The sequence below is a fragment of the Paracoccus alkanivorans genome (genome assembly GCF_003697785.1).
GTDB classification, from domain to species: domain Bacteria; phylum Pseudomonadota; class Alphaproteobacteria; order Rhodobacterales; family Rhodobacteraceae; genus Paracoccus; species Paracoccus alkanivorans.
This window is the reverse complement of record NZ_QOKZ01000025.1, coordinates 1-12,658: the sequence shown is the minus strand read 5'-3', so window position 1 is coordinate 12,658 and position 12,658 is coordinate 1. Positions and strand designations below refer to the sequence as shown.

Below are 12,658 nucleotides of genomic sequence, written 5' to 3'. Positions count from 1 at the left end.
ATGCTGCGCTTCCTTCCTGATGCTTGTGACTGCTTCACACAGACCACGTTCTATCATCAGCTCGAGGCGCAGCACCTACCGGAGACCGAGGCTGGAAGTGGAGCGCAAGCCGAATACCCCATCTGACCCTAGTAGTGCGTCAGTGAATGAGCAGTGTGCTGATACTTTGCGCCATGAAGAAGGCAAACTTGCTTAAAGAAGAATTTTTTCTTTTAGTAATAAAAAATTGTTGCCACGAACATTTTTTTCGAGTTGGCTAGGCCTTAGCGCTGCCTTGCTCGCTCAGCGCGCCGAAATTGCAGCGTGTTGCCGAGCAATGCTCCAGTGTCAGCTTTGGAAAGAGGAGACAGCATGAGTTCAGAGATCCAAAAACTGCATGACAGTGCGATCTTGATCGACGCGGTATGCCCGCTGCTTCAAAACATGTCGAACGTTGACGATTACCGCAAAGGCGGCTTTACGGCGGTCGCGCCGACGGTTGGGGCTTGGAATGGTTGCGGAGACGCTGTCCGCAATATCGGTCAATGGTACAAACTGATCCGCGAACGTGACGACCTTATGCTGATCAAAACCGCCGCGGACATCCGCACGGCAAAGGTAAGCGGCAAGACTGGGATCATCCTGCACTTTCAGGGCACCGGCCCGATTGAAGACAGCCTTGACCTGATTGACGCCTTCCGCGGCATGGGCGTAGGCGTCATGCAGCTCGCCTATAACATCAAGAACCGCGTGGGTGACGGCTGTGAGGAACGCACCGATTCTGGTCTTAGCCGCTTCGGCCTGCAGGTCATAGAACGCATGAACAAAGCGAAAATGATCATCGACTGCTCGCATACGGGCCAGCAGACGACCTACGATGCAATCGAACATTCGTCGGCGCCAGTCATCATTTCCCACGCCAATGCGCGCGCCGTTCACGACTCTCCACGCAACTTGCCGGACGAACTGATCAAAGCAATCGGCGCCAATGGCGGGACGATCGGCATTGTGGGCTTCCCGGGCTTTGTTTCCGGCGATAAGCGTCCGACAATCGACCAGTTCATCGATCACATGGCCTACATGGCCGACATGATCGGGATCGACCGCGTGACGTTGGGGATTGATTATTATACCGGTCAGGACCCCTACATCGACGTTGAAGCAGCCAAGGCTGCCTATAACGCGCGGATCGCCGACAACACCTGGAGTCCGAAGGCCTACCCGCCGCCACCGCACCATTACCCGGCGGGAATTGAAACGCCCGCGACGATGCCCGCTCTGACCGAAGCGCTGCTGCGCCGCGGCTTCACTGAAGAAGACATCCGCAAGGTCTACGGCGAAAACCTGATCCGCATGTACGAAACCGTCTGGGGCGAATGACCGCGCCCGGGATCGGACCCGCCACAAGGCTCCGCGAGAAGAGCCTGTGGCTCGACCGCCCGGAAGAGCAACAGGCCAACAAGGAGTAAAATGATGCAGATGAAGTGGATTTCCAGCTTGCTGGCCGTGACTGCCGTCGCGACACCGGCATTTGCCGACAAGGCCAGCAATTCTTTCAACGGCGCGTTCGGAAACGACGTCGCCATGCTTGATAACTACATGGCGACCGGGCGCGAAGAGCTGGTGCTGGCGCGGCTTCTCTATGACGGTCTGGTTTCGAAGAACCACGAGACGGGAGAATTCGTACCCGAACTGGCATCTAGCTATGAGATGGTGTCCGATACCGAAATCGATTTCGTGATCCGCGACGGGGTCAAGTTCCACAACGGCGATACCCTAACCGCAGACGACGTGGTTTATACGCTGAACACCGTGTCGAAACCGGAATATGGCGCGCGGTATCAGATCGCCGTGAACTGGATCGAAAAGGCCGAAAAGCTGGAGGACAATACGGTCCGGCTGACAATGAAAGAGCCTTATCCGATGGCTTTGGAAATGTTGGCGGGTAACGTACCAATCTATCCCGCCAAATATTATCAGGAAGTCGGCCCCGAGGGCATGTCCGTCAAGCCGGTCGGCACCGGACCCTATCAGCTGGTCAGCCAGACCCCGGGCGCCGAATTCACGTTCGAGAAGTTCGACGACTATTATTCCGGCGGCCAAAAGGCCAATGCGCAGATCGAAACGCTGAACTTCCGCATCCTGCCGGAACAGAACACGCAATACGCGGAACTGCTTAGTGGCGGGCTGGACTGGATTTGGCGCGTGCCGGAAGACGACGTGGGGCGGCTGGACAGTCAGCCGGGGGTCAAGGTAGAATCGGCACCGGTCATGCGGTTTGCTTATCTCGCGATGAACCCGCAGCGCCCGGACACGCCGCTTGCCGATCCGCGCGTCCGTCAGGCGATCAACCATGCCGTCAACAAAACGGCGATCCGTGACGCGCTGGTCGGCGCGAACTATGCCCTGATCGACACGGCCTGCAACCCGCTGCAATACGGATGCACAACCGACGTGACCGCATATGAATACGATCCCGAAAAGGCGCGCGCCCTGCTGGAAGAAGCAGGCTATGGAGACGGATTTGACATAAGCCTGGTAATGAGCGACGCCTCCGCACAGACGCAGGCGCAGGCGATCGCTGCCGACCTCGGCAAAGTCGGGATCAATCTGGAAGTGAACATGCTGACCTACGCCGCAGCCTCTGATCAGTGGCGCAATAACCAACGCGACATGGAGTTCACCAACTGGGGCTCCTACGGGATTGGCGACGTCGGAATGAGCGTCGCGGGCTTCTTTTCCGGGACTGGTGACGACGTCGCTCAGGATCCCGACGTGATCAAGCTCGTGACTGAAGCCACCAGCATCGTCGATCAGGAACGCCGCGCCGAACTCTATGCTGAAGCGCTGAAGCTGATCGCCGAACGCGCTTATTGGGTGCCCCTCTGGACCTTCGCCATGAACACCGCGATGGCCGAAGATCTGTCGCTATCGGTCAGCCCGGATGAGTTCGTACCCTTCTGGGATGCCACCTGGAACTAAGCGGACACAGCGGCTGGCCCTTCGTCCCGACGGGCCGCCACTGTTCCGGGTTCCGCGATCCATAGAAACTGAACCTGACGGAGACTGGCGATGCTGAACTATGCCTTGCGCCGCATCTTCATGGCGTGCCTCTTGGCGCTTTTCGTGTCCTTCCTGACCTATGCGTTGATCTTCACGGCCGGCGACCCTGCCGCAGCCATTGCCGGAAGTGCCAGCACCGCGGCAGATGCCGAAAACATCCGGCAGATCTACGGCTTCGATGATCCCTTGATCGTTCAGTATCTGCGTTGGGTCGGCAATGTGCTGCAGGGCGACTTGGGGAATTCGCTGTATTTCCGTCAGCCGGTGTCCGAGATTATCCTGTCGCGTTTTGCCGTCACAGCGCAGGTCGGGATATTTGCCTTGATCTTTGCAATGCTGATCGCCGTGCCGCTTGGCGTGGCGGCAGGGCGCTGGCCGAATAGCCTGATCGACCGCGGTGCACTGTTCATTGCGGTCGTCGGACAGGCGGTGCCGTCATTCTGGTTTGCGCTGCTGCTAATCATCGTTTTCAGCATCACCTTTCCGATCCTGCCATCGTCGGGCTTGGGCACATGGCGACACTACGTGCTGCCGGTGCTGGTTCTGGGCTATTTCTCCATGCCCGCGATCATGCGTCTAACACGGTCCGGCATGATATCGGCACTGGAGACCGATTACATCCGCACGGCGCGCGCGATGGGGCTGTCTGAACGAAGGGTGCTGTTCGACTATGCCTTGCGCAATGCAGCGCTGCCGTTGATCAGCCTGTCCTCGGCGCAGTTTGGGTTCATGCTGGCCGGATCAGTCGTGGTGGAAAGCGTCTTTGCCATTCCCGGCGCGGGTAGGCTGGCCTGGGAGAGCATTGGCCGCGCGGATCTTCCCACCGTGCAGGCGCTCGTCCTGTGCTTCTCGCTTTTCTACGTGTTGCTCACCCTGCTGGCGGACATGCTAAACGCCGCACTCGACCCCCGCATGAGGATGAAATGACCGATATCGTCGCTTCCACTCCCCCGGCGCAGGATCGGGCGGCCCGCAGGATGCGGCGCCCGCGCTGGATGGGCCATGCCGGGCTGATCATCGGCCTGGCAATCCTGCTGACCTGCCTGCTGATGGCCCTGTTTGCACCGCTGGTGGCGCCCCACGATCCCTATGCGCAAGACCTTCTGTCGCGCTTCGCTCCGCCCGTCTGGCACGAAGGCGGCAGCTGGAACCATGTCTTGGGTGCCGATCACCTCGGGCGCGATTATCTGTCGCGTCTGCTTTACGGCGCGCAGATTTCTCTGATCATCGGCATTGGAACGGCGATCGTGTCGGGCATCATCGGCACCACCATCGGCATCGCTGCCGGCTATTTTGGCGGCAAGGTCGACAGCATCGCCATGTTCTTCATCACCGCCCGCCTTGCGATGCCTGTCATCCTGATCGCACTGGCCGTAGTCGCGCTGTTCGGGTCGTCGCTTACCGTTGTCATGCTTACCTTAGGCCTGCTGCTTTGGGACCGGTTCGCGCTTGTCACGCGCGCCTCGACCATCCAGCTCCGCTCGCAGGAATTCGTGACCGCTGCACAGATCCAGGGTGCGTCCACGCTGCAGATCGTTCGGCACGAGATCCTGCCCAATCTGCTGAACAACCTGCTGATCGTGGCAACGCTGGAAATGGCGCAGGCGATCGTTCTGGAGGCTGCTCTGTCCTTTCTTGGATTGGGCGTGCCGGCGCCGCTTCCCTCTTGGGGGCTGATGATTTCGGAAGGTAAGGCGTCGATCCTGTTCGAACCGTGGCTCATCACCATTCCCGGCATCGCGCTTTTCCTGCTGGTTCTGGGGACAAACTTGCTGGGCGACGGGCTGCGCGACATCACAACGCCGCAGGGCCGGAACTGAGGAGCGCCGATGCTACTGAACGTCCAGAATCTGAATGTCATGATCCCGACGCAAGGGGGGCCGCTTCATGCCGTGCAGGACGTAAGCTTCAGCGTCAGCAAGGGCGAAACGTTGTGCATTGTCGGCGAATCCGGCTGCGGGAAATCCGTCACAGCGCTGTCGCTGCTTGGCTTGCTGCCCAAGTCGGCCAAGCGCAGCGCAAGCCGTATGACCTTCGACGGGCAGGACATGATCACCATGTCCGACAAGCAGATCCGCGCGCTGCGGGGCAACCGTCTATCGATGATTTTTCAGGAACCGATGACTGCGCTGAACCCCCTACACACGCTCGGGCGCCAGTTGACGGACGTCTACATGGCCCACCGCCGCGGGAACAGGGAAGCGGCGCGCCAACGGGCGGTGTATCTGCTGGAACGCGTCGGGATCGCCAAGGCCGCCGAGCGGCTGGGACAATATCCGCACGAGCTTTCCGGCGGGCTCCGCCAGCGCGTTGTGATTGCCATGGCGCTGATGTGTGAACCCGAGCTGATCGTAGCGGATGAACCCACGACCGCGCTTGACGTGACAATCCAGGCCGAATTGCTGCGCCTGCTGGCCGAGTTGCAAAAATCCATGGGGCTAGGAATGATCATGATCACCCATGATCTGGGTTTGGTGTCGCGCATCGCCGACCGGGTGGTGGTGATGTATGCAGGCCAAGTTATCGAAAACGCCCTGGCCAAAGAGCTTTTTGAAAATCCAAAGCACCCCTACACGCGCGCGCTATTGGGGTCGGTCCCCGATCCGTCGCATCCGCGCATGCAGCCCCTGCCATCGATCCCCGGTACCGTACCGTCGCTGGTACAAAAGATGGAAGGCTGCCATTTCCGCGACCGCTGTGCCTTTGCCAGTGAAGAATGCCGGGTTCCTATTCCGCTGGTGGGGGTCGGGGCAGAACACGTTGCCCGCTGCATCAAGACTGGGGCCCAAGCTCCTAACGCGAGGAGCACTGCACCATGAGCAAAGACGCTATCCTCTCGCTCTCCAACGTGACACACGATTTCGGCGGGCGCCGGGTGATTACCGGCCGCAGCCCCACGATCCGCGCGGTCGAGGATGTCAGCTTTGACGTGAGAAAAGGCGATATCCTTGGCATCGTCGGCGAATCCGGTTCGGGCAAGACGACATTGGCCAAGATCATGCTAGGGCTGTTGCCGCCGACACAGGGCGAGGTTCTGCTGGACGGGACCCCCATTATAGAGATGTCGCGCAAGCGCATTGCCGAGCGCATCCAGTTCATCTTTCAGGATCCCTATTCGTCTCTCAACCCGCGGCAGAGCGTGGGGCAGATCGTGGGCTATCCGCTTTACCTGCGTGGCCAGGAGAACGCGGCGGAACGTGACCGGAAGGCGCGGGAGTTGTTGGACATAGTCGGCCTGTCATCGCGGTTCTTCGACGCCTATCCCAGCCAGATGTCCGGCGGACAACGTCAGCGTGTCGCCATCGCGCGCGCGTTGATTACTAGGCCGGACCTGCTGATCTGTGACGAGCCGACTTCGGCGCTGGATGTTTCGGTACAATCCCAGGTCCTGAACCTGCTGCTGGAGCTGCGCGAGGAGTTCGGCCTGACCTATGTCATGGTCAGCCACAACATGGCGGTGATCCAGCACATGACTACTCGCGTCGCCGTCATGTTTCTGGGCCGGATCGTGGAAATGGACACGTCCGAAAAAGTCTTTGGGACACCGCAGCACCCCTATACGCGGTTGCTGCTGAATTCGACACTCTCCGTCAATCAGGGTGCCGGGGTCCCGGATCTAAACGTCGATGCGGAGGCGCGCCACGCGATGCGGGATCATCCGTCTTATGTGTCGCAGCGGGTTTGAACGACATGACAGGAGAGCAAGCCCTGGACACTCAAAGGACGGGCCAGAGGATTACCGAATGTGATCTGGCCTTTCTGCTGGCGCGCATCTTTCGTCGTAATGGCTGCAGCGAGCGGACCGCGACAGTTTTGGCCGCAAATTGCGCCAGCGCCGAAGCCGCAGGATCGCTGAGCCACGGCATCTTCCGGATTGACGGCTATGTCTCGACCCTGCGCTCCGGCTGGGTGGACGGAGCCGCCGAGCCGCAGATCGAAGCCCCTGCTCCCGGCTATCTCCGCGTTGACGCACGCAATGGGTTCGCCCAGCCTGCATTCCTACAGGCGCGCGAGGATTTCGTCGCGCGCATCCGGGCCAACGGGATTGCCTTCATGGCGATCAAGGATTCGCATCATTTCGGGGCACTCTGGCCCGATGTCACGCCCTTTGCAGAGGAGGGGCTGATCGCGCTTTCGCTGGTCAACAGTTTCGCCTGCTCGATCCCGGCGGGCGCAGAAAAGCCGCTCTTCGGCACCAATCCCATTGCCTTTGCCGCTCCGATTGAGGGCAGCGCCCCATTGGTCTTCGATTTTGCCACCACCTCGATGGCCAACGGCGATGTTCAGATAGCGGCGCGCGCGGGGCGGATGCTTCCGCCAGGCATGGGAGTTGACAGCAATGGCACCCCGACCTGCAATCCCAAAGAAATCCTTGACGGCGGCTCACTGGTGCCCTTTGGCGGGCACAAGGGTTCGGCGATCTCCATGATGATAGAGCTTATGGTGGCGGGGCTGACGGGAGGACAATTTTCTTTCGAGGTGGATTGGTCCGCGCATCCGGGTGCGCAGACGCCGCGAACCGGCCAGATCTTCATCGGGATCGACCCGGAATTTTCCGGTGGCGCGGGATTCGTGGAAAAGGCGGGCGAATTCATCTCCCGCCTGTCTGATGCAGGGCTGACGACTTATCCGGGCTACAGGCGCTGGAAAGGCCGTGGCACGCAGGACATCGGTATCTCCACAGAGGATTATCGAAGGCTGAACGAATATGCGCAGGGAGAACTCTAGCTTGGCCCAGACAGAGAAATCGACCCGGGCCATTTCCCCGCCCATTGGGGTCACGGTGCAGGCGCTTCGCAAGAGGTCCGGCTTGACCCTGAACGACCTCTCGCAAAGCGCCGGGATTTCGCTGTCGGCCGTTTCCAAGATCGAGAACGGACAGGTTTCTCCGACTTATGACACTATTCTGAGGCTGGCCACGGGGCTCAAGGTCGAGGTGGCGGAACTGTTTGGCAGCAAGCCACGCGAAGCCGCAGCCGGGCGGCTTGTCGTCACGCGTGCGGGCGAGGGGCCGCGCCAGTCCACGCCGCATTACGAATACCAGATGCTATGTGCCGGACTGGCCACGAAAGAGTTCACGCCGCTGCTGACCCGGATCAGCGCCCGATCGATCAGCGAATTCGACGAATTGCAGGGCCACAGCGGTGAAGAGTTCTTTTACGTAATGAGCGGCAGCGTCGTCCTGCATTCCCACCATTACGCAATGATCCACCTGAATTCAGGAGACAGCTGCTATTTCGATTCCAGCATGGGGCACGCACTGACGTCGTCAGGCGAGGAGGATGCGCTCGTCCTCTGGATCGCAACCCGTGTGCATGGCATCCTAGAGAAAAACGGCTGAAGTTATGCCGAACCGCAGATCGGGCTCGAATTCTGTGTCGAGATTACCGTCGACCTTGATACCTCGCTCGAAGGCGATCCGGGGCCTTGCGGCACGTGGCGCATCGCTCCCATCATCGGCGGGGAAGTCGCCGGACCTCAGACTGACCGGCAACGTGGTTCCGGGCGGGGCCGACTACGCGTCGATCCGGAGCGACGGCAATGCCGAAGTGACAGCGTACTATACGCTTATGACCGAAGACGGGACTCCCATATATCGTCAACCGGGGGCTGCAAATCGCCACACCCGGCATTTTAGCGCGGATGTCGCAGGATGAGCCTATCGCAGGCGACAACTATTATTTTCGCTCTACGCCTGTATTCGATGCACCGCGCAGCCCGTATGAATGGCTGACCGAAGCCGTCTTTGCCGCACGTTGCTAACGCCGCGGCAACCGGGTCAGCGTGAATGTCTATCGCATCACATAACATCCGTGGCCCACAGAAATGAGACGTTCATGTCCAACACTTTCGACAGTTCCGACCAGCCGATCGCGATCATCGGCGCGGGCGTCGTCGGCACGATGACTGCCCGTTCCTTGATGAAGCGGGGCCGACGTGTGGTTCTGATCGACGCGCATGACGGCCCGGCGGCATTGTGCAGCCGCGCCAATGCCGGAATAATGGCGGTCGGCCATGCGGATGCCTGGGCCTCTCCCGGTGCTGTGGGCTCGGTGCTGCGCGCTCTTGTGGGACGGGAACCGGCGCTGAAGGTCACACGCCTTGCCGATCCGGCGCTCTGGTCCTGGGGGACAGCTTTTCTGCGCAATTGCACAGGCAAAGCTCACCACCGCAATTCCGACCGGCTGCAGCGGCTCAGCCGCTACAGCCGCAACTTGCTTTCCGCGGCGGAGGCGGATCTGGGGCTCCCGCAGGATACCCGCCATGACGGCGGGCTATATCTGTTTCAGAACCAAGCTCAGTTCGATACCCGCACCGCATCACTGACAGGCGACGGGCTGGAGGTTATGTCGCGCGAGCGTTTGCTCGAAATCGAACCTGCCCTGCGCAAGATGGGCGACCGGCTGAAAGGCGGGATCTTCAGTCAGGAGGATTCTGTAGGCGATTGCCGCTTGTTCACGCAGCGCACGGTTGAGACCCTTCGCGGCAGCAATCGCCTGCAGGTTTGTTTCAACCGCCGCGTTACCGGCCTGCATCGTAACGGTAACCGGATCACCGCTGTCGAGACGGATCAGGGGCCAGTCGAGTGTGGCGCCGTGGTCCTAGCCACGGGTGTCGAAACGCCTCAGCTGACCCGACCGCTGGGGTTCGTCCCGCAGATTTATCCGGTAAAAGGTTATTCCGGCACTTGGCAGGTGCGCGACCCCGACGGTGTGCCGCGCCTGCCCTTCGTGGACGAGACCGAGCTTCTGGCCGTGGCAACCTATGGCGGTAAACTACGAGTGACGGCGATTGCGGAATTCGCCGGTATGGACCGCAGCCTCCCCGAAAATCGCAAGCGGCTGCTCGACACCTATGTCCGGCGGACTTTTGGCGATGCGGTGTATCATAACAACGCCACCTACTGGAGCGGTTTGCGGCCGACGACGCCCGGCGGCCCGCCTTTTCTGGGTCGCGTGCGCAGATACGACAACCTGTGGGTCAACGCTGGTCATGGTCAGCTTGGTTGGACAATGTCCTTGGGTTGCGGGGAGCTAATTGCGCAGGCGATGGGCGGCGAACCCGGCGCACTTCGGGATGTGTCAGAACCAGCACGATGGCTCGTCCCGATCTAGTCGCCTGCCGCGGCATCAGCACGTCTGAGAACGAAGGTGAGAAAGTCGCACGGTAGCGGCGGGATGGCGGGAGGATTTCACTTAGACTTAGGTTCGGCTGCCTGTGCGGAGGGTGTGAGCCAACGCGAGGCAGCGTGGCACTTCAACATCTCGCGCGACAGCGTTAGCAGGCATTGCCAAGTTGTTGTGTCGTGAAGCGCCTGCTACAGGATCTCGGATGAAAACGCCATCATCCATGCCGCGCCTGAAGGGGTTTCGCTTTCCCCGTGAGATCATTGCCTACGCCGTCTGGGCATATCACCGCTTCGCCCTGAGCGGGGCTGACGTCGAGGACCTTCTGGCAGAGCGCGGCGTGATCGTCAGCCGCGAGAGCATCAGGCTTTGGGTTAACCGCTTTGGCGCGCAGTTTGCCACCTGCATCCGGCGCGATAGGCCGGGGCCGTCGGACAAGTGGCATCTGGACGAGGTCGTCATCCCGATACGCGGCAGGAAACACTGGCTCTGGCGGGCGGTTGACGCCAATGGCCACACGCTCGACATCCTCGTGCAAACCCGCCGGAACGCCAGAGCCGCGAGGCGCTTTCTGGCAAGGCTCATCGCGCAATTCGGCCAGCCGCGTGTGATGATCACCGACAAGCTGCGCAGCTACTTCAAGCCAATCCGGAACCTGGCTCCCGACGCCGACCACAGGGCACACAAGGGGTTGAACAACCTGGTCGAGGGCTCACACAGACCAACGCGACGGCGAGAGAAGATCATGGGACGCTTCAAGTCCCAACGACAGGCGCAGAGATTCCTCGCCGCCCATGACCAGATCAACACCCTCTTCCGTCCCCGCCGCTATCGTCTCACCGCATCTTCATACCGCCACGCACGGGCTGACGCCTTCAGCCTGTGGAACGACTATGCGCTCGAGATGAACGCATAAGCGCTCACGCTTCGCCCCCCTTTGCGCCCACAATTACCCAACTTGGCAATGCCGTTCAAGCCTCTGCGCGAGGCTGAGATGCGACTGGTCGCGGCGAGGCACGGTGCTGTCTTCGGGATCACCTTCGATCAAGAAAGTCTGGAAGGCATCGAGGCACTCGCCGCCGTGATCCGCCTGACCCGGGGCAACCTCCGCCTCGTTGAACGTCTCCTCGCGCAGATGCGGCGGATCATGGACATCAACGCCGCCGCAGAGGTCACGCTGGAAGTTGTCGAGGCTGCCCGTGACCGGCTCGTGATCGGGCCGGGTGACTGACAAATAGCGCCAGCAGAACCCTGCCATTTAGCGCAGAAATCTACAACTCGGAGCCGCTCGGAGGTGGTGAGGCGTCCGCTGACCGATCCCCTTGCGGACAGAAAGGCGCGGATGTTGCGGGACGCCTGGTCCGTGGCCATCCGGTTCGAGCCGGATAACGGACCTGACCCGCATTTCCGCGCAGATCGCAGCGGCATATGGTCGGATGCGTGGCTCAAAATTGCGGTGCATGTGCGTTGCCGAGTAAGCGCTCATGCTGCGAACCCAAAGGATCTTGGCAATCCGGCTGACCATGTATTATATATTGGTACAAATCGTCAAGTTCAGGTAAGCCCATGCCTCGCAACACCTCTGTCTCTCTCGGAGAGCATTTCACCGGCTTCATCAGCGCGCAGGTCGAAGCGGGCCGCTATGGCTCGGCCAGCGACGTGGTTCGCGCCGGGCTGCGGCTTCTGGAAGAACATGAAGCCCGCGTCCGTGCCCTCCAGGCTGCCCTCGACGAAGGTGACACTTCCGGGACACCCGAGCCCCTCGACATTGCTGCCTTCAAGGCTGAAATGCGGGCCGCCCGCGCAGGATGACGAAGCTCCTGCGTTTCACACCGGCCGCCCGCGCCGATCTGGCCGGGATCTGGGACTACACGGCGCGTAACTGGGACATGGACCAGGCCGATCGCTATCTCGACGCGCTGTACGGGATCTGCCTGTCTCTGGCCGCGGGCGACACGGTCAGCCGGCCGGTCGACCTGCGTCCCGGGATACGCAAGGCGCGGGCTGCCTCACATATGGTCTATGTCCGGGAGGGCGCGGACACGCTCGACGTGATCCGCATTCTGCACCAGCGCCAAGACGTTGAGCGGCATCTCTAGCTGTTCACCATGGCAAGAATGGAGCGCAGCGAGCTGATCGAGGCGGTCTGACGGCAGCCGTAAACCTGTTCTCGTTACAGGTGCGAGTCAACGATGCCGAACGGACCACCGCAACGCCGGATGGAGGCAGCGGTCTCATGGCCATGCCAACCCGCCGGCTACGGAACGGCGGGAAACGGCGGCCTGGTAATGACACCATACCATCCTGTATTTATACAGAAATATGCTATTCGTTCCATAATATATATTATTCCGGAAAGCGATTATAGCAGCAATGCTAAAATGTCCCACATTGGCAAAGCAGGAATGTCACACTCCCCCGACGAGCCAAGCAAATAACAATTCGGGGGACGGTCATGGGATGGGTATTGATGAGCGAACGCGATCTGA

At 60.5% G+C, this 12,658-nt stretch carries 13 protein-coding genes and 1 pseudogene; all 14 read left to right on the top strand.

Going from position 1 to position 12,658, the window contains the following annotated elements:
* Positions 1-351: 351 nt before the first annotated feature.
* Positions 352-1,359, top strand: a complete 1,008-nt coding sequence (locus C9E81_RS22375) for a dipeptidase (RefSeq protein WP_122114569.1) — start codon at positions 352-354, stop codon at positions 1,357-1,359.
* A 93-nt stretch (positions 1,360-1,452) separates the two neighbouring features.
* A complete protein-coding gene (locus C9E81_RS22370) occupies positions 1,453-2,961 on the top strand; it encodes an ABC transporter substrate-binding protein (RefSeq protein WP_243698781.1) in 1,509 nt (502 codons plus the stop codon).
* Positions 2,962-3,051: 90 nt separating this feature from the next.
* Positions 3,052-3,969 carry an ABC transporter permease gene (locus C9E81_RS22365; protein ID WP_122114568.1) on the top strand — a complete coding sequence of 306 codons (918 nt, stop codon included), beginning with the start codon at positions 3,052-3,054 and terminating at the stop codon, positions 3,967-3,969.
* Positions 3,966-4,862, top strand: a complete 897-nt coding sequence (locus C9E81_RS22360; protein ID WP_122114567.1) for an ABC transporter permease — start codon at positions 3,966-3,968, stop codon at positions 4,860-4,862. Before C9E81_RS22365 ends, C9E81_RS22360 begins: the two co-directional genes overlap by 4 nt.
* Positions 4,863-4,871: 9 nt before the next feature.
* Positions 4,872-5,861: an ABC transporter ATP-binding protein gene (locus C9E81_RS22355; RefSeq protein ID WP_122114566.1), complete on the top strand. Its 990-nt coding sequence runs from the start codon at positions 4,872-4,874 to the stop codon at positions 5,859-5,861.
* Positions 5,858-6,727, top strand: coding sequence for an ABC transporter ATP-binding protein (locus C9E81_RS22350; protein ID WP_122114565.1), 870 nt, complete (start codon positions 5,858-5,860; stop codon positions 6,725-6,727). The genes C9E81_RS22355 and C9E81_RS22350 overlap by 4 nt, the downstream gene beginning before the upstream one ends.
* Before the next feature lie 5 nt (positions 6,728-6,732).
* Positions 6,733-7,770: an Ldh family oxidoreductase gene (locus tag C9E81_RS22345; RefSeq protein WP_122114564.1), complete on the top strand. Its 1,038-nt coding sequence runs from the start codon at positions 6,733-6,735 to the stop codon at positions 7,768-7,770.
* On the top strand, positions 7,751-8,383 hold the full coding sequence (locus tag C9E81_RS22340; protein WP_122114563.1) for a helix-turn-helix domain-containing protein: 633 nt from the start codon (positions 7,751-7,753) through the stop codon (positions 8,381-8,383). The genes C9E81_RS22345 and C9E81_RS22340 overlap by 20 nt, the downstream gene beginning before the upstream one ends.
* 4 nt (positions 8,384-8,387) lie before the next feature.
* Positions 8,388-8,805: pseudogene (locus tag C9E81_RS23740) on the top strand (DUF3237 family protein).
* 74 nt (positions 8,806-8,879) lie between these two features.
* On the top strand, positions 8,880-10,157 hold the full coding sequence (locus tag C9E81_RS22325; RefSeq protein ID WP_166462018.1) for an FAD-dependent oxidoreductase: 1,278 nt from the start codon (positions 8,880-8,882) through the stop codon (positions 10,155-10,157).
* 217 nt (positions 10,158-10,374) lie between these two features.
* Positions 10,375-11,085 carry an IS6-like element ISPpa9 family transposase gene (locus C9E81_RS22320; protein WP_026155209.1) on the top strand — a complete coding sequence of 237 codons (711 nt, stop codon included), beginning with the start codon at positions 10,375-10,377 and terminating at the stop codon, positions 11,083-11,085.
* Between the two features lie 78 nt (positions 11,086-11,163).
* Complete coding sequence (locus tag C9E81_RS22315; RefSeq protein WP_122114559.1) at positions 11,164-11,400, top strand: TniB family NTP-binding protein; 237 nt, start codon at positions 11,164-11,166, stop codon at positions 11,398-11,400.
* Positions 11,401-11,735: 335 nt separating this feature from the next.
* Positions 11,736-11,981 (top strand): type II toxin-antitoxin system ParD family antitoxin, encoded by a 246-nt coding sequence (locus C9E81_RS22310; protein ID WP_122114558.1) that lies wholly within the window; start codon positions 11,736-11,738, stop codon positions 11,979-11,981.
* On the top strand, positions 11,978-12,268 hold the full coding sequence (locus C9E81_RS22305; RefSeq protein ID WP_122114557.1) for a type II toxin-antitoxin system RelE/ParE family toxin: 291 nt from the start codon (positions 11,978-11,980) through the stop codon (positions 12,266-12,268). Before C9E81_RS22310 ends, C9E81_RS22305 begins: the two co-directional genes overlap by 4 nt.
* The last annotated feature ends 390 nt before the right edge of the window (positions 12,269-12,658 follow it).

What these genes read in the sequence shown, in the direction of transcription:
- C9E81_RS22310 (WP_122114558.1), top strand. Translation starts at nt 11,736, where the DNA reads ATGCCTCGCAACACCTCTGTCTCTCTCGGAGAGCATTTCACCGGCTTC.
- C9E81_RS22355 (WP_122114566.1), top strand. Translation starts at nt 4,872, where the DNA reads ATGCTACTGAACGTCCAGAATCTGAATGTCATGATCCCGACGCAAGGG.
- C9E81_RS22365 (WP_122114568.1), top strand. Translation starts at nt 3,052, where the DNA reads ATGCTGAACTATGCCTTGCGCCGCATCTTCATGGCGTGCCTCTTGGCG.
- C9E81_RS22305 (WP_122114557.1), top strand. Translation starts at nt 11,978, where the DNA reads ATGACGAAGCTCCTGCGTTTCACACCGGCCGCCCGCGCCGATCTGGCC.
- C9E81_RS22360 (WP_122114567.1), top strand. Translation starts at nt 3,966, where the DNA reads ATGACCGATATCGTCGCTTCCACTCCCCCGGCGCAGGATCGGGCGGCC.
- C9E81_RS22340 (WP_122114563.1), top strand. Translation starts at nt 7,751, where the DNA reads ATGCGCAGGGAGAACTCTAGCTTGGCCCAGACAGAGAAATCGACCCGG.
- C9E81_RS22345 (WP_122114564.1), top strand. Translation starts at nt 6,733, where the DNA reads ATGACAGGAGAGCAAGCCCTGGACACTCAAAGGACGGGCCAGAGGATT.
- C9E81_RS22350 (WP_122114565.1), top strand. Translation starts at nt 5,858, where the DNA reads ATGAGCAAAGACGCTATCCTCTCGCTCTCCAACGTGACACACGATTTC.
- C9E81_RS22325 (WP_166462018.1), top strand. Translation starts at nt 8,880, where the DNA reads ATGTCCAACACTTTCGACAGTTCCGACCAGCCGATCGCGATCATCGGC.
- C9E81_RS22375 (WP_122114569.1), top strand. Translation starts at nt 352, where the DNA reads ATGAGTTCAGAGATCCAAAAACTGCATGACAGTGCGATCTTGATCGAC.
- C9E81_RS22370 (WP_243698781.1), top strand. Translation starts at nt 1,453, where the DNA reads ATGCAGATGAAGTGGATTTCCAGCTTGCTGGCCGTGACTGCCGTCGCG.
- C9E81_RS22315 (WP_122114559.1), top strand. Translation starts at nt 11,164, where the DNA reads ATGCGACTGGTCGCGGCGAGGCACGGTGCTGTCTTCGGGATCACCTTC.
- C9E81_RS22320 (WP_026155209.1), top strand. Translation starts at nt 10,375, where the DNA reads ATGAAAACGCCATCATCCATGCCGCGCCTGAAGGGGTTTCGCTTTCCC.